Annotated in this window: 14 protein-coding genes; 6 read left to right on the top strand and 8 right to left on the bottom strand. The window is 71.2% G+C overall.

What is annotated here, in order from left to right; translation table 11 throughout:
• Window positions 1-173: 173 nt before the first annotated feature.
• From ACYVHU_RS07200 to ACYVHU_RS07190, 3 genes are all read right to left on the bottom strand, one after another.
• Window positions 174-935 (bottom strand): isoprenyl transferase, encoded by a 762-nt coding sequence (locus ACYVHU_RS07200; RefSeq protein ID WP_078763394.1) that lies wholly within the window; start codon window positions 933-935, stop codon window positions 174-176.
• Between the two features lie 104 nt (window positions 936-1,039).
• Entirely contained in the window at window positions 1,040-1,645 is a 606-nt protein-coding gene (locus ACYVHU_RS07195) for an RNA polymerase sigma factor (RefSeq protein WP_078763395.1), read from the bottom strand.
• A gap of 206 nt (window positions 1,646-1,851) precedes the next feature.
• On the bottom strand, window positions 1,852-3,882 hold the full coding sequence (locus tag ACYVHU_RS07190) for a thioredoxin domain-containing protein (protein WP_432938520.1): 2,031 nt from the start codon (window positions 3,880-3,882) through the stop codon (window positions 1,852-1,854).
• A 116-nt stretch (window positions 3,883-3,998) separates the two neighbouring features.
• Here ACYVHU_RS07190 and ACYVHU_RS07185 point away from each other — a divergent pair, with 116 nt between their 5' ends.
• Window positions 3,999-4,379, top strand: coding sequence for a VOC family protein (locus tag ACYVHU_RS07185; protein ID WP_078763397.1), 381 nt, complete (start codon window positions 3,999-4,001; stop codon window positions 4,377-4,379).
• Window positions 4,380-4,418: 39 nt separating this feature from the next.
• Here ACYVHU_RS07185 and ACYVHU_RS07180 read toward each other — a convergent pair whose 3' ends face one another.
• The 3 genes from ACYVHU_RS07180 to mca form a co-directional block, all read right to left on the bottom strand.
• A complete protein-coding gene (locus ACYVHU_RS07180; protein ID WP_432938515.1) occupies window positions 4,419-5,261 on the bottom strand; it encodes an SDR family NAD(P)-dependent oxidoreductase in 843 nt (280 codons plus the stop codon).
• A gap of 191 nt (window positions 5,262-5,452) precedes the next feature.
• Window positions 5,453-5,647, bottom strand: a complete 195-nt coding sequence (locus ACYVHU_RS07175; RefSeq protein ID WP_078763495.1) for a hypothetical protein — start codon at window positions 5,645-5,647, stop codon at window positions 5,453-5,455.
• Between the two features lie 5 nt (window positions 5,648-5,652).
• Complete coding sequence (mca, locus tag ACYVHU_RS07170; RefSeq protein WP_078763398.1) at window positions 5,653-6,531, bottom strand: mycothiol conjugate amidase Mca; 879 nt, start codon at window positions 6,529-6,531, stop codon at window positions 5,653-5,655.
• 155 nt (window positions 6,532-6,686) lie between these two features.
• On the opposite strand from mca, the gene ACYVHU_RS07165 reads away from it, so the two are divergent.
• From ACYVHU_RS07165 to ACYVHU_RS07155, 3 genes are all read left to right on the top strand, one after another.
• A complete protein-coding gene (locus ACYVHU_RS07165; RefSeq protein WP_078763399.1) occupies window positions 6,687-7,115 on the top strand; it encodes a DUF4307 domain-containing protein in 429 nt (142 codons plus the stop codon).
• Between the two features lie 200 nt (window positions 7,116-7,315).
• On the top strand, window positions 7,316-7,816 hold the full coding sequence (greA, locus tag ACYVHU_RS07160) for a transcription elongation factor GreA (protein WP_078763400.1): 501 nt from the start codon (window positions 7,316-7,318) through the stop codon (window positions 7,814-7,816).
• Window positions 7,817-7,919: 103 nt separating this feature from the next.
• Window positions 7,920-8,447, top strand: coding sequence for an RDD family protein (locus tag ACYVHU_RS07155; RefSeq protein ID WP_498947919.1), 528 nt, complete (start codon window positions 7,920-7,922; stop codon window positions 8,445-8,447).
• On the opposite strand, the gene ACYVHU_RS07150 is transcribed toward ACYVHU_RS07155, so the two are convergent.
• Window positions 8,403-9,797, bottom strand: coding sequence for a DUF8814 domain-containing protein (locus ACYVHU_RS07150; protein WP_159457294.1), 1,395 nt, complete (start codon window positions 9,795-9,797; stop codon window positions 8,403-8,405). The two genes, ACYVHU_RS07155 and ACYVHU_RS07150, sit on opposite strands and share 45 nt — an antisense overlap.
• 83 nt (window positions 9,798-9,880) lie before the next feature.
• Window positions 9,881-11,041 (bottom strand): FIST signal transduction protein, encoded by a 1,161-nt coding sequence (locus tag ACYVHU_RS07145; protein WP_078763497.1) that lies wholly within the window; start codon window positions 11,039-11,041, stop codon window positions 9,881-9,883.
• Between the two features lie 165 nt (window positions 11,042-11,206).
• On the opposite strand from ACYVHU_RS07145, the gene ACYVHU_RS07140 reads away from it, so the two are divergent.
• Window positions 11,207-12,631: a sigma 54-interacting transcriptional regulator gene (locus ACYVHU_RS07140; protein WP_078763401.1), complete on the top strand. Its 1,425-nt coding sequence runs from the start codon at window positions 11,207-11,209 to the stop codon at window positions 12,629-12,631.
• Between the two features lie 131 nt (window positions 12,632-12,762).
• Window positions 12,763-14,718 carry a hypothetical protein gene (locus tag ACYVHU_RS07135; RefSeq protein ID WP_498947916.1) on the top strand — a complete coding sequence of 652 codons (1,956 nt, stop codon included), beginning with the start codon at window positions 12,763-12,765 and terminating at the stop codon, window positions 14,716-14,718.
• Window positions 14,719-14,722 lie beyond the last annotated feature (4 nt).

The raw sequence follows: 14,722 nt of genomic DNA, 5'->3' as shown, positions 1-14,722 counted from the left end.
GGACCGTCAATGAGTCGGGGCCTCCCGAACGGACGGATGCGCACCGTCCGCTGGTACCGACGCTACCCGGCGCGCGCAAAAGAGCAAGACCCGTGGAATTCCCGGCGTGTGAACACCGGGTTACCGTGACGGTTCCCTGGTCGGGGACAGGAGAGAACGGGAAGCCGCCGGGGTCACGTGCCGAAGCGTCGGTGCCGCACGCCGTAGGAGCGGAGCGCGCGCAAGAAGTCCACCTTGCGAAACGCCGGCCAGAAGACCTCGCAGAAGTAGAACTCCGAGTGGGCGCTCTGCCAGAGCAGGAAGCCGGAGAGGCGCTGCTCCCCCGAGGTCCGGATGAGGAGATCCGGGTCGGGCTGGCCGCGGGTATAGAGATGCTCAGCGATGTGCTCGGAATCGAGGCGCTCGGCGAGCTCCTCGATGCCGGTGCCCTTCGCCGCCTCCGCGAGGAGGAGCGACCGCACCGCATCAGCGATCTCACGCCGTCCTCCATACCCCACGGCGACGTTCACAATCAGACCGGGATAGCCGGATGTGGCCGATCCAGCCTCTTTCAGGACAGCAGCGGTCTCTCCCGGCAGGAGGTCGAGCGCGCCCATGGGGTTGACGTGCCACCCCTCGCGCTGGAGACGGCGGACGGTGTCCTCGATGATCCGCAGGAGGGGGTCGAGCTCCTCGCGCGCCCGGGACAGGTTGTCGGTGGACAGCAGCCAGAGCGTGACGACCTGGACGCCGACCTCGTTGCACCAGCCCAGCAGCTCGAAGATCTTGTCCGCGCCGGCCTGGTGCCCCTTGTTGACGTTGGCCAGTCCGCTCGTCTTGGCCCAACGCCGGTTGCCATCGAGGATGACCCCCACGTGCCGGGGGGTCTGGCAGGACTGGAGCTTGCGTTCCAGTCGCCGCTCGTACAGCCAGTAGAGGGGATCACGCAGCCCCATGACTAGCACCTTTCCCGCTGCTCCGACAGCGCATGATCGTTCCGGTCCCCGGCGCGGACCCCCCTCACGCCGTCGCCTGACCCGACCGCGGTGACGATCGGGGATCAGGCCGCGCTGAGCGACCTGCGCACGTGCTTGCGCCCTTCGTGGATGCGCAACTTCACCGTGCCCAGCGCGAGGTCGAGCTCCTCGGCGATCTCCCCGTAGTCCATCTGGAACAGGTCCCGCAGGACCAGGGGGACGACCAGGTGCGGACGGTCGCGTTCCAGACGGTCCAGCGCCTCCAGCAGATCGATGCGCGAGCCCGCGACGACACTGGTGGTCCGGGGATCACGTTGACGTGGGATGGGCTCGGCTCCGGTGGTCGGCTCCGCCGATCTCCGTTTCATCGACCTGTAGGTCTGCCGCGCCGAGTTCGACACCACCGTATACAGCCACGTGGTGAACAGCGAATCACCGGTGAAACCGGTAATGCCCGCGGCGACCCGCGCCAGGGCGTCTTGGCAGGCCACCTCGGCGTCCTGCCGGTAGGGCAGGAAACGCGCGCAACGGCGCAGCACCTCGGGCTGGACGCGCCGCAGCAGCTCCTCCAGCGCCGTCTTGTCCCCGTCCCTCGCCCTGCGCGCGAGTTCTTCGACGGAGTCGGTGATCGTAGGGCTGGGACGGCGCGCCTCGGGGACGACCGCTCCTCCCGCGTCTGTGTTCCGCACGACTGACAACTCCCCACTGGGAACGGTTGGTTGGGTATTACACGCGCGACCCCCACCCGGGGGTTCACGCGGCGGACACCCTGTCACGCCCCAGCCGGGAGAGGGCCGGTCCACATCGATCTTGGGACGGCCCGATGTCGCCGTGGAGGCGGGGCCGTCCCCAAGATCATCTCGGAAGAGTCGAGCGCGCGAGAACGGGTGGGGGCTCAGCCCCCGTCGGCGGCCAGTTGCGCGACGAGCTCCCCCACGGTGGTGACCGGCAGGCGGCAGGTGAATCCCCGGCAGACGTAGGCGGTCGGCCGGCCCTCGACGAGCGGACGTCCGCGCAGCAGGCCGATCCCGCCGTCGTCGGCGCCGTCGCCGCGGCTGACCACGGCGCCCGGCGAGGTCGCCATCAGCGCGGCGCGGTGCAGCGCCTCGGTGTCGGGGTCGCCGGCGGGGCCGACGACCGCGATCTCCAGCGGGCCGGCCAGCCGGGCCTCGGCGACCGCCAGCCCCCACCCGGCGAAACGGGGGGCCTTCTCCGCGAGGAGCGTCACCGTTGCCAGCGCCCTCTCGGCTGCCTCGCGGTGTCGCGTCGAACCGGTGAGCGCCGCATAGGACAGCAGGGCCCCGGCCGCGGCCGTCCACCCCGAGGGGGCGGCGTTGTCCGTGGGGTCCTGCGGCCGGTTGAACAGTCCTTCGGCGTCGTCGGCGGTGTCGTAGAAGCCCCCGCGACCGTCGGAGAAGCGCTCCAGGACGGTGTCGAGCAGCCGTCCCGCCACGTGCACCCACCGCGCCTCCCCGGTGACGGCGTGGAGGGTGAGCAGTCCTTCGGCGACGTCGGCGTAGTCCTCGAGCACCCCCGCGCTCGGGCCGAGTGTCCCGGCCCGCGAGGTCCGGCCCAGACGGTCGCCGGTGACGTGGAGGTCGGTGAGCAACCGGGCGGCGTCACGCGCCCGGTCGATCAGGTCGGGGCGGTCCAGCAGCGCGCCGGTCTCGGCCAGGGCGGCGACCGCCAGGCCGTTCCAGGCCGCCACGATCTTGTCGTCTCGGGCCGGGGGCACCCGCTCGGCCCGCGCGCGAAGAAGCGCGTCGCGGATCCGGGCGTAGCGGTCGGGGTCGTCCGGGTCGGTCGGGAGCCGCAGCACCGAGGTGCCGCGTTCGAAGGTCCCCCCGTCGGTGACGCCGAACAGCCGCGCCGCCCAGGCCCCGTCCTCGTCTCCCAGGACGGTGCGCAGCTGGTTAGGGGTCCAGACGTAGTAGCGTCCCTCCTCCCCCTCGCTGTCGGCGTCCAGGGCGGAGGCGAACCCCCCTTCGGGGGTGAGCAGGTCGGCGACCATCCAGTCCGCGGTCTCCAGGGCCACCCGGCGGGCGAGGGCGTCCCCGGTGGAACGCCACAGATGGGTGTAGGCGCGCAGCAGCAGCGCGTTGTCGTAGAGCATCTTCTCGAAGTGGGGCACCACCCACCCGGCGTCCACGGAGTAACGCGCGAATCCGCCGCCGAGCTGGTCGTAGATGCCGCCTCGGGCCATGGCGTGCGCGGTGTGGACGGCCATCTCCAGCGCGGTGCCGCGCGTCTGCGCCGCCTCCCCGTTGAGGTGTGCGGGGTCGCCGGTACGCGCGTGGTGGCGCAGCAGGAACTCCAGCAGCATGGAGGGCGGGAACTTCGGCGCGCCGCCGTAACCGCCGCCGGAACGGTCGTAGGTGTCCTCCAGTCCGCGCACGGCGGCGTCGAGTACCGCCGCGTCGGGCGGCTGGGCTCCGGGCAGGATCCGGGGGGCGCTGAGCGCGTCCACCACGCGCTGGCCCTGTCCGACGACCCCCTCCCGGTCCTCCCGCCAGGCCTGGGAGACGCTGAACAGCAGCCGCTGGAAGTGTTCGCGCGGGAAGTAGGTCCCGCAGTAGAAGGGGGCGCCCTCGGCGGTGAGGAAGACCGTCATGGGCCAGCCGCCCTGGCCCGTCATCGCCTGGGTGGCCTCCATGTAGACCGCGTCGATGTCGGGGCGTTCCTCGCGGTCCACCTTGATGTTGACGAAGCCGGCGTTCATCATCTCCGCGGTACGCGGGTCCTCGAAGGACTCGTGCGCCATGACATGGCACCAGTGGCAGGCCGCGTAGCCGACCGAGAGCAGGACGGGCACGTCGCGGCTCCGGGCCTCGGCGAACGCCTCCTCCCCCCACGGATACCAGTCGACGGGGTTGTCGGCGTGTTGGAGCAGATAGGGGCTGGTGGCGTCGGCGAGACGGTTCGGCATGTCCCCACTCTGCCCCACGGCGCGTCGGCGACACACGGCCGGTCGCGGTGTCAAGGGATGGGTGTTCTGTCCGTGGGGAGAGGGACGGGGGGAGGAGCGGTTCCTAGGGTGGGGCCATGCGCATCGACCGGTTGGACCATTTGGTGTTGACCGTCGCCGACATCGAGACGACGGTGGACTTCTACAGCTCGGTGCTCGGCATGAGGGTGGTGAGGTTCGGCGAGGGGCGCACCGCGCTCGCCTTCGGTCGCAGCAAGATCAACCTGCACCAGGCCGGACGCGAGTTCGAGCCGAAGGCCGCCCGACCGCTCCCCGGCAGCGCCGACCTGTGCCTGGTCGCGGTCGAACCCCTGGAGCAGGTGATCGAGGAGCTCGCCGCGCACGGTGTTCCCATCGAGGAGGGGCCGGGCGAGCAGCCCGGGGCGACCGGCCCGATCCTCAGCGTCTACTTCCGGGATCCCGACCACAACCTGATCGAGGTCTGCACCTATCGCTGAGTTCCGCCCCCTCCGGCCGGGGCGGGGCCGTCGCGCGGCCTAGTCGCCCTTGCGGCTCAGCTCCTTCCACGCTTCGGCCTCCGCCCGGCGCGCGTCCTCGGCCTGGGCCGCGAGCTCGTGGGAGTAGCCGCCGACGGCCAGCCTCCGCGGCGGCTTCTCCAGGTCGAGGAGTTCCATGAGTACCGGGGCGGCTTTGGCCGGCGGCGGGTCCTGCACGCCGCTCCACATCTGCGTGAGGCGGGCGCGTAGCCCGGCGTAGGCCGGATGCTCCTCGGTGGCGGTGGTGCCCCTGGTGAAGAGCTCGGTGTCGTAGGAGGTGGGCTGTAGAACGGTCACCTTGATCCCGAACTCCTCGACCTCCAGGGCGAGGGCCTCGCTGATGGAGTCCAGCGCGGTCTTGCCCGCGGAGTACATCCCCACGCAGGAGAAACCGCCGAATGAGCCCACGGTGGCCACCTGGACGATGTGTCCTGATCCCTGCTCCCGCATGAGCGGTACGACGGCCTGGCACACCCACAGCGGGCCGAAGAAGTTGACGTCCATGTGCCTTCTCGCCTGCTCCTCGGTGACCTCCTCCAGCATCCCGTAGAGCATCTGGCCGGCGTTGTTGACCACGACGTCCAGGCGGCCGTAGACGTCGAAGGCCCGCTGGACGCCCGCCAGGACCTCGTCGCGGTCGGTGACGTCGAGGGGGAAGGCGTGCAGCCGTTCCGGGAAGCGGGCGCGCAGGTCGTCGAGGGGGGTGACGTCGCGCGCGACGCCGATGATGCGCTCCCCCGCCTCCAGGGCGGCCTCGACGAACGCGCGGCCCAACCCGCGCGAGGCACCCGTGACGAACCAGGTGCGTTCGGCGGTTCGGGACCGCTGTCCGGTCGGGGTCATTCCCCCTCCTTTCCGAGACGAGACGTCTCGTCTTGTTTGATGGGCCCATCCTGCCCCGCGGGCCCGTTGCCCGTCAAGTCGCCCCCTCCGCGCGCGGGATGGGAGACGGCGAGGGGCCGTTCGGCGCCAACGCGCCGAACGGCCCCTCGCCCACGACCGGTGGCCCCGCCCCTGGCGGTGGCCGCTCCGGCTCAGTCCTCGTGCTTGTCCCCCGCGGCCAGGAAGGTCCCCGACCTCGTCACCGACAGGTGCCGGCGCATGCTCTTCATCAGGAAGTACAGCGCGGTGGCGATCCCCGCGATGACGATGAAACCGAGGACACCCGGCGTGATGTCGGCCTTGAAGTCCGCCGAGAGGCTGGCCAGATACAGTGGTGCGGCGTTCATGTCCATCATGTTCTCACCGTCTCCCGGACCCCTGCGAAGAGGTCGTCCTCGGGAAGTTCGGTGTCGACCAGCGAGCGCGCCAAGTGGTAGTCCTCATAGGGCCACGCCTCGCGCTGGATGTCGAGCGGGACCGCGAACCAGAAGCCGTTCGGGTCGATCTGGGTCGCGTGGGCGATGAGCGCACGGTCGCGTGTCTCGAAGTGCTCGCCGCACTCGACCTGGGTGGTGATCTCCCACTGGGGGAAGTTCCGGTCCTTCATCCGCTCGATCCACTCGGCGAACGGATTGGTCAGACCGCGCTCGGCCATGATCTCGGCGATGCGCTCGAACCTTTGGCGCGGGAACGAGACGTGGTAGTAGAGCTTCAGCGGCTGCCACGGCTTGCCCGTACCGGGATAGCGATCGGGGTCGCCCGCGGCCTCGAACGCCTCGACCGAGACCTTGTGACACATGATGTGGTCGGGGTGAGGATAGCCACCCTGCTCGTCGTAGGTGATGATCACGTGCGGGCGGAACTCGCGGACCGAACGGACCAGGGGTTCGGCCGCCACCTCCAACGGCTGCACGGCAAAGCACCCCTCGGGCAACGGGGGCAGGGGGTCGCCCTCGGGCAACCCCGAGTCGATGAACCCGGAGAACTCCTGGCGGACGCCAAGAATCTGACGGGCCTGCTCCATCTCCTTACGACGGACCTCGCCGATGTTCTCGCGAATCTCGGGCCGGTCCATCGCGGGGTTGAGGATGGAGCCACGTTCCCCACCGGTGAGTGTGACGACCAGTACGTCGGCACCCTCGTTGACGTAGCGGACCATGGTGGCCGCGCCTTTGCTGGACTCATCGTCGGGGTGGGCGTGAACGGCCATCAGCCGCAAGCGCTCAGACAACGGACATCCCCTTGGGTGGATAGCGAAAGCCGACGTCGACCGCTCCGGGAACCGCGCGGAAGACGCGCCGGTCCCGTCCAAGTGGGGGTGGAGCGGGAGCCTGCTGGACCGGAGCTATCTTAGACAACGTAGACCCCACGTTCGGAGATTCCCGTATGCAGCCGAAGCCCTCTGACCACGCATCCGACGCCGACGGGCCGGCTCCCGCACCCCGACGCCGTCTGGGCAACCGGCCGGTCTTCTTCGTCCTGGCCGTCCTGGCTGCCGCGATCTTCACCGTCGGTTGGGGAACAGCGTTGCTGGGCTACAGCGGCACCCTCAACCAGGCGCACTACCAGACGATCGCCTGGAAGGTCGACTCCGCGACCGAGGCGAGTATCACCTTCCAGGTCAACGCCCGGAACCCCACCCTGTGCCTCATCACCGCCACCGACGCCCAGCACGTCCAGGTGGGGCAGACCGAGGTGGCCGTCGAGGCGGGACTGCGTGACGTCAGGGCGACCGTCGAGACGGTCCGCGAGGCCACCTCGATTCAGGTGGCCTCCTGCCGGGAACAGGAGCCGGCGGAGGCTTCCGGGGAGTGACCCGAGCGGCCTCTCCGGCCGTCCGGACGCCAGGGGAAAAGATTCTCTTGCCCAGCCTGTCACCTCCGCAAACCCGGGAGGCGCATGGCCTGGGGAGCAGGGTTTCATGCCCCTGGTTTCCAGGGGGCTCGGTGCTAATCTCGTAAGTTCAGCCGCGTTCATGAGGTAACGCGGTCACTAGACGCACCAAGGGAGTTCCCGTGACCGAGACCCGAGATGACAACGTCACCTGGCTCACCCAGGAGGCGTACGACCGGCTCACAGCGGAGCTGGAGCACCTGTCGGGGCCTGGTCGCATCGAGATCGCCGACCGGATCGAAGCCGCTCGGGAAGAGGGCGACCTGAAGGAGAACGGCGGCTACCACGCCGCCAAGGAGGAGCAGGGCAAGATCGAGGCCCGCATCATCCAGCTCCAGAGCATCCTGAGTAACGCGCGCGTCGGCGAGGCTCCGCGCAGCGCCGGCGTTGTCGGCCCCGGTATGACCGTGACCATCAAGTTCGAGGGTGACGACGAAGAGGTCACCTTCCTGCTCGCCTCCCGCGAGGAGAGTGGCGCGCCGATCGACGTCTATTCGCCGAAGTCGCCACTGGGGAGCGCCATCAACGGCAAGAAGGTCGGCGAGAAGGCCACCTACACCCTCCCCAACGGTCGCAACCTGACGGTCGAGATTCTCGACGCCGTCCCCTACGGCGGGGCATAACCCCTGAAGCGTCAACGCGGAAGGGGTGGCCACGGGCCACCCCTTCCGCGTTGGGGCACTTTTCACCGTCTCCCGCCCCGTCCGAAGCGACGATAATTCCAGAGTGCACTCCTCCCCTTCTTGGAATCCCGGACCCTCCTCCGCCCTCGGGGGCTACAGCGGTGCTCCCGGTCTGCGTCCTGCGGGTTTCGGCGCGCGCCTGATGGCCAGGATCGTCGACTACGTGCTGATAGCCGTCCTCGCCCTCCTCTTCTTCCTCGGAGTGGTCATGCTCCTGGCCATGACCACCCCGCCGGACGAACCCTTCCCCGTCGCCTTCGTCGACGCCTGGACCCTGCTGTTCCTGTTCGGTTGGGGGCCGCTGACCCTGCTGTACGACTGGCTGTTCCACGCCGGCTGGGGGATGACCCCGGGCAAGGCCCTGCTGCGCATCCGGGTGGTCCGGGCCGAGGACGCCGGGCGGCCGGGCCAGTGGCGCACCCTGGGCCGCGCCGCCCTGTTCGGACTGCCCCAGTCGGTGCCCTGCCTGGGACACGTCTTCACGCTCGTCGACTGCGTCTGGGCGGGGTTCGACGGCCTGGGCCGGTCACTGCACGATCGGGCGACGCGCACCCTCGTCGTCCGCTACTGATCCGGCGGGCGCCAGGGGGGCGTGGTGGGGCGGTGCCTCATCGGGAACCGTCGTCTCCCCCGCCGTGCCGCACACCTCGACGTCGGCGTCCTCCTCGGCGAAGACGGCGGGCACGTACTCCCCCGCGGCGAGGCGGTACCACTCGTCCTCGGTGCCGCGGGGACCGCTCACCTCGTCCCCGTGGACCCGGCAGGCCACGTCCACCACCACTCCCGAGGCCGCGCTGCCGACCTGGCGGGCCCCGCTCCGGGGCTGGGAGCGCAGCTCGACCGTTCCGCCGTTCTCGGCGCTGAGATGGACCGGATGGCTGATGCGGCCGGTCCACAGGTAGTCGACGTCGACCCATCCGCCCCGTTCGGCTCCGAGCACCTCCTGGAACGTCCCGTCGGCGAGGTCGATGCCGGCCGGGTCCAGCACGTCGCGCGCGAACCCGTCGACGCCCCCGTTGTAGCTCTCCTCGTAGGCGGCCTGGGCCTGCGGTTTACCCCTTGGCAGGTCGGTCCACATCTCCCGGCGCGCGTTCCAGTGGTCGTCCTTGACGTTCCACGGCCCCACGTCCCACACCGGGACGTAGGCGCAGCGTTGCTCACCGCACACTCGCACCACGTACTCGCCACCGTCGCGTGCGGCCAGGGGACGGCGCGACGGTAGAGCGGCGAAGCGGTCCGCGACCCGGATCTCGTGGCCGTTGGCGGTGACCTCTCCCTCCCGGCCGATCCGGGTGGCGTACAGCCGGGCGGAGAAGGGCTCGGCCGGCAGCGCGCGCCGTTCGGCGGCCCCGACGCGCGGACGCAGCCGTACCGCGCTCACCCTCGCGTCCTCACGCGCCGCCGAGGGACCCAGTCCGATGCGCACCTGGAGCTGGTCGACCGGCACGGGCAACACGACCCGACGGGACCGACCCCCCGTCGGCGACGGCGCACCACGCCACTCGGTCCAGTGCCCGTCGGCGCGCCTGCCCCGTACCTCCACGAGGAGGTCGTGTCCGCTGGCCGTCGACTCGACCGCGATCTCGGCGGCCCCGGTCCGGTACCCCAGGGCGCGCGCCGGGAACGTGGCGAGCGCGGCCGGAGCGGCGGCGCGGGCGTCGCGTAGCGAGGCCCCCATCGGCGCGCGCTCGGCGTTCTCGACGCCCAGTCCGTTCTCGTCCAACAGGGCGCCGACCCGTTCGGCCGCGGCCAGGTCCTCGGTGAACCATCCGGCGTCGCGGTCGGGCCACGTCGCCGCCACGGCGGCGCCCCGGTGGGGGCTCGGCGTCGTCGCGAGCACGAGCGTCCCCAGCAGGGCGACGGCCCCCCATCTCCTCCAGGCGTGCACCACTTCCTCCATCCCACGAGCGCGTTCGACCACGAACAGTAAGCATGCAGCAACGCTCGGCGACGAAGACGGCGCGCCGGGGAGCCCGGCCCTCATCGGTAAAGCTTGCGGAGAGGTCAGCTCTCGAAGGCGAGCAGGCAGGCCGTGAGCCCGTGCAGGTGGTTGCGTCCGGCCACGGGACCGATCTCGCCCGCGGCGAAGAACCCGGTCACCGCCTCGATGCCGAGGGTCTGACGGACACAGCGCACGTCGTGGTCGGCCGAGGAGAACATCGCGGCCCCCCGGCCGTTGCACGAGAACAACAGGGCCGCCCGGGTACGGCCGCCGGTGTCCTCCCCGAAGGAGCGCAGCCGTTGCAGGAGGTCGTCCTCTGCGGTGTCATGGTCCCGGACCTGGAAGCGGACGGTCTGCCCCACCTCGGCCACGTCCCCGATCGTCAGCGCCCCGGATTCCGGATCGGCGCCGATCAGGGCGCGGATCAAGAAGTCTCCCTGTTCGTGCTGGTCGGCGTACTCGTCCATCGCGATGCCGATGTGCAGCCCCTGCGTCAGCAGGTCCTGTTCCTCCGGTGGCAGCGCGTTGACGATCTGCTCCAGTTTGCGGTAGGCGGGGGTGCCCGCGAGTTCCAGCACGGTGTTCCCCTCGGCCGCCGTCACCACCATGGACGGCCCGATGGGGCGGCACCCCTGGCTGACGGTGGTGCCCACGACCCCCTCCCCGCCCAGGAGGAGGCCGACCGCGCCGTTGTCGACGGTGTGCCCGTCGGCGAACAGCCGGACCGACTCCCGGCCGCGAAGCCCATCAGCGAGCCCACCGACGATCGGCAGTCCGCCCAGCACGGCCGTCGAACGGCGCACGAACGAGTGCGCCGGGAACTCGTAGGGATCGGCCAGGAGCAGGGCGACCCGGTCCTCGGGGCCCGGCTCGACCATGCCGACCACCGCCAAGTGGTCGCCTTCGGGGATGGTGTCGAGCCGGAACGGGGTGATCGCGACCCCGGGCAGCATCGCCGCCCAGACGCTGACGGCCCCCTCGCCCTCGACACCACGGCCGCCGCCGATCACGCCGGTCGAACTGCACCCGATCGTGGTGGCCTCGCCGGCCAGCGCCATGGCGCGCTCGGCCGCCAGCTCCACCTCCTCGGGGTCGGCACCGGAGACGAACACGCACACGAGGTCGGCCGCGCCATCGAGCGGGGCGAGCGCCCCGCGCACCGCGCGCTCGGCCGCGCTCACGAGGTCGGCCCCCGTCGCCAGAGCATCGCCGAACCTGGCCACCGGCAGCCCCCTCACGTCCGTCCGTGCCGCGCACACCCGGGTCCATGCTCCCGAGCCGCTTCGGTGAAACCTCCGCGTGGACGATCTTGTTCCCTTCTCCTGCCCACTACCCCGTGGTGGCGCGCGTCACCGGCCTGTCCCCCGCGTCTGCATAGACTCGTCCCCATGTCCGCCGCCACACGGGAATCCGCTCCCCGCCCCACCACCCTCGGCGCGCTGCGCGCCCGTGGGCACGCCCACCGCACGGTCCGGGCCGAGATCCGCGAGAACCTCCTGGAACGTATGCGCGCGGGGGTCGACCGGTTCCCCGGCATCGTGGGGTTCGACTCCACCGTGCTGCCCCATCTCGAACGGGCCCTGATCGCCGGCCACGACGTCGTGCTGCTGGGAGAGCGGGGGCAGGGGAAGACACGGCTGATCCGGACGATCGCCGGCCTGCTCGACGAGTGGAGCCCGGTCGTCGCGGGCTGCCCGATCAACGACTCGCCCCACGCGCCGGTCTGCGCCCGTTGCCGCGGAATGGCCGCCGAGCTCGGCGACGACCTGCCGGTGGCCTGGCGGCACCGCGACGAGCGCTACGGCGAGAAGCTCGCCACCCCCGACACCAGCGTCGGGGACCTCATCGGCGACGTCGACCCGGTCCGGCTCGCCGAGGGACGCAGCCTGGGCGACCCCGAGACCGTCCACTACGGGCTGATCCCGCGCGCCAACCGGGGCGTCTTCTGTGTCAACGAGCTGCCCGACCTCGCCGCGCGCATCCAGGTGGCGCTGCTCAACGTGCTGGAGGAACGCGACGTCCAGATCCGTGGCTACACCCTGCGCCTCCCCCTGGACGTGCTGGTGGTGGCCAGCGCCAACCCCGAGGACTACACCAACCGCGGCCGGATCATCACCCCGTTGAAGGACCGTTTCGGGGCGGAGATCCGCACCCACTATCCGCTCTCGCTCGACGACGAGGTCGGGCTCCTCCTCCAAGAGGCCGACCTCCCCTCGCGCGGTCCGGCCGTCCCCCGCCATCTGGTGGAGATCGTCGCCCGGTTCACCCGCCTGGTCCGGGCGTCGTCCGCGGTGGACGCCCGTTCGGGGGTGTCCGCCCGCTTCGCCATCGCCGCGGTCGAGACGGTCGCCGCGTCGGCCGCCCGCCGCGCCGCCTTGTGGGGCGAGGAGCCCGCCATGGCCCGGGTGTGCGACCTGGCCCCCGTCGTCGAGACGCTGCGCGGCAAGGTCGAGTTCGAGGTCGGCGAGGAGGGACGCGAGTCGGAGGTGCTGACCCATCTGCTGCGTCGCGCGACGGCCGAGACGTTCCGGCACGTGCTGGGCGGTGTGGACCTGGGTCCACTGCTGGAGCGGTTCGCCGAGGGGGGCACGGTCGAGTCGGGCGAGTCGGTCACCGCGGCGGAGCTGCTGCGGCGGGTGGGACCGTTGCCGGGACTGGCCGAGCTGGTCGCCCGGGTCGCGCCCGAGGACGAGGGGCCGGGCGAGACCCCGGGGTACGCGGCGGCCGCGCTGGAGTTCGCGCTAGAGGGGCTCTACCTGAACCGCCGATTGTCAAAGGACGACCTCGCAGACCGCTCGGTCTACCGATTCTGAGACGGCACGCCGGATCGCTTGTCCACAGGAAGGGGGGCACGGCTGGCGGGCGGGGCCGGCGGAGGCGAGGATCGTGGTGAGGACGCCGCCCGGCCTCCGCACATCCACCCACCATGCTCGGGGAGCAGCCGATGAGCCGGTTCCGCTACGGCGAGTACCACGACGGACCCGATCCGCTGGCGCCGCCCTACGACGTGCGCGCGGCACTGGACGAACTAGGCCGTTCGGTCATGAACGGAACACGCCCGGCACAGGCATTGCGCGATCTCGCGCGCCACGGGACCCGGGACGTGCCGGGCCTGGACCACCTGCTGCGCCGGGTCCGCGAACAACGCGCCGCCCTGCGCGCCGCGGGCCGTCTGGACGGCACCCTGGACCAGGTCCGTTCCCTGCTGGACCGCGCCGTCGGCCAGGAACGGGCCGAGCTCTTCCCCGATCCCTCCGACGACGCCCGGTTGCGCGAGTCCGAACTCGACGCGCTCCCCTCCGACACCGCTGCGGCAGTGCGCCGCCTGGCCGGATACGAGTGGCGCTCCGCCGCGGCCCGCGCCACCTTCGATGAGCTGCGCGGTCTCCTGCGCGGTGAGGTCCTCGACTCCCACTTCCGCGGGATGAAACGCGCCCTGGAGTCGGGACGGCCCGAGGACCTGCGTCGCGTCCGCGCGATGGTCGGGGCCCTCAACGCCATGTTGGAGGCCGATGACCGAGGCGAGCACACCCAGGACGACTTCGACCGCTTCATGGCTGAATTCGGTGACATGTTCCCCGATCGGCCACGCGACCTCACCGAACTGGTGGACTCCCTGGCCCGCCGGGCCGCCGCGGCACGACGGCTGCTGGACTCCCTCACCCCCCGACAACGCGCCGAGCTGAACGACCTCATGGCCCACACCGTCGAGGAGGCGGGGCTTGAGGACGAGATGGGCCGCCTGTCCGCGGCCCTCCAGGCACGCCGTCCCGAGCTCGCCTGGACCGGCGGTGAGCCCACGCGCGGGACCGATCCGCTGGGCATCGGCGACGCCACCACCGTCCTGGAGGAACTCGCCGACCTGGCCGAACTCGAAACCTCGTTGGGCCAGGACTACGCCGGCGCCGGGCTCGACGACATCGACGAGGACGCCGTGCGGCGCGCGCTGGGACGCTCGGCGGTCGACGACCTCGCACGCCTGCGCGAACTGGAACGGGAGCTACACGACCAGGGGTATCTCCGCGGCTCCCGGTCCCGGCTCCAGCTGACCCCCAAGGCCCTGCGCCGACTCGGCGAGACCGCGCTGCGCGAGGTCCTCTCCGCCGCTCCGACCTCCCGCAGCGGACACCACGACAGCACGGGAGCCGGAGCCGCCGGGGAACCCACGGGCGCCACCCGGCCCTGGCGCTACGGTGACGAGCAGCCTCTCGACGTCGTGCACACCCTGCGCAACGCGGCCACACGGCCACACGCCCCCGGCGACCCCCCGGGACGGCTACGGCTACGCCCGGACGACTTCGAGGTGGTCGAGACCGAGCGCCGCAACGCCGCGGCGGTGTGCCTGCTCGTGGACCTGTCCTACTCGATGGCGCTGCGCGACCTGTGGTCGACCGCGAAGCAGACCGCCATGGCGCTGCACTCGCTGGTCACCACGCGCTTTCCGCAGGACGCGGTACAGGTCGTCGGCTTCAGCGACTACGCCCGCGAGCTCCCCGCGTCGGGACTGGCCGAGCTGGAGTGGGAACCCGTCCAGGGCACGAACCTGCAACACGCGCTGATGCTGGCGGGCCGCCATCTCGATCGGCACCCCGAGTTCGACCCGATCGTGCTCGTCGTCACCGACGGCGAGCCGACCGCCCACCTGGAGCGTGACGGTTCCTCGTCCTTCTCCTGGCCTCCGTCGGCACGCACCACCGACCTCACCCTGGCCGAGGTGGACCGGATGACCCGCAGGGGCGCCGCCCTCAACGTGTTCCTGCTCGCCGACGACCCCCGCCTGCGGGCGTTCGTGGACGAGGTCGCCCGCCGCAACGGGGGACAGGTGGCGCGCCCCGATCCCGCGCGGCTGGGCTCCTACGTGGTGCACGACTTCCTGGAGCGACGGCGCCGGGCCAGCTGACCGG

It is taken from the genome of Marinactinospora endophytica (genome assembly GCF_054780875.1).
The sequence above is the reverse complement of the archived record's forward strand: the minus strand, read 5'-3'. Positions and strand labels throughout refer to the sequence as shown.

Coding starts and splice junctions, on each gene's coding strand:
- ACYVHU_RS07200 (WP_078763394.1), bottom strand. CDS start 935: ATGGGGCTGCGTGATCCCCTCTACTGGCTGTACGAGCGGCGACTGGAA.
- ACYVHU_RS07190 (WP_432938520.1), bottom strand. CDS start 3,882: ATGCCGAACCGTCTCGCCGACGCCACCAGCCCCTATCTGCTCCAACAC.
- ACYVHU_RS07185 (WP_078763397.1), top strand. CDS start 3,999: ATGCGCATCGACCGGTTGGACCATTTGGTGTTGACCGTCGCCGACATC.
- ACYVHU_RS07180 (WP_432938515.1), bottom strand. CDS start 5,261: ATGACCCCGACCGGACAGCGGTCCCGAACCGCCGAACGCACCTGGTTC.
- ACYVHU_RS07175 (WP_078763495.1), bottom strand. CDS start 5,647: ATGAACGCCGCACCACTGTATCTGGCCAGCCTCTCGGCGGACTTCAAG.
- ACYVHU_RS07165 (WP_078763399.1), top strand. CDS start 6,687: ATGCAGCCGAAGCCCTCTGACCACGCATCCGACGCCGACGGGCCGGCT.
- ACYVHU_RS07140 (WP_078763401.1), top strand. CDS start 11,207: ATGTCCGCCGCCACACGGGAATCCGCTCCCCGCCCCACCACCCTCGGC.
- ACYVHU_RS07135 (WP_498947916.1), top strand. CDS start 12,763: ATGAGCCGGTTCCGCTACGGCGAGTACCACGACGGACCCGATCCGCTG.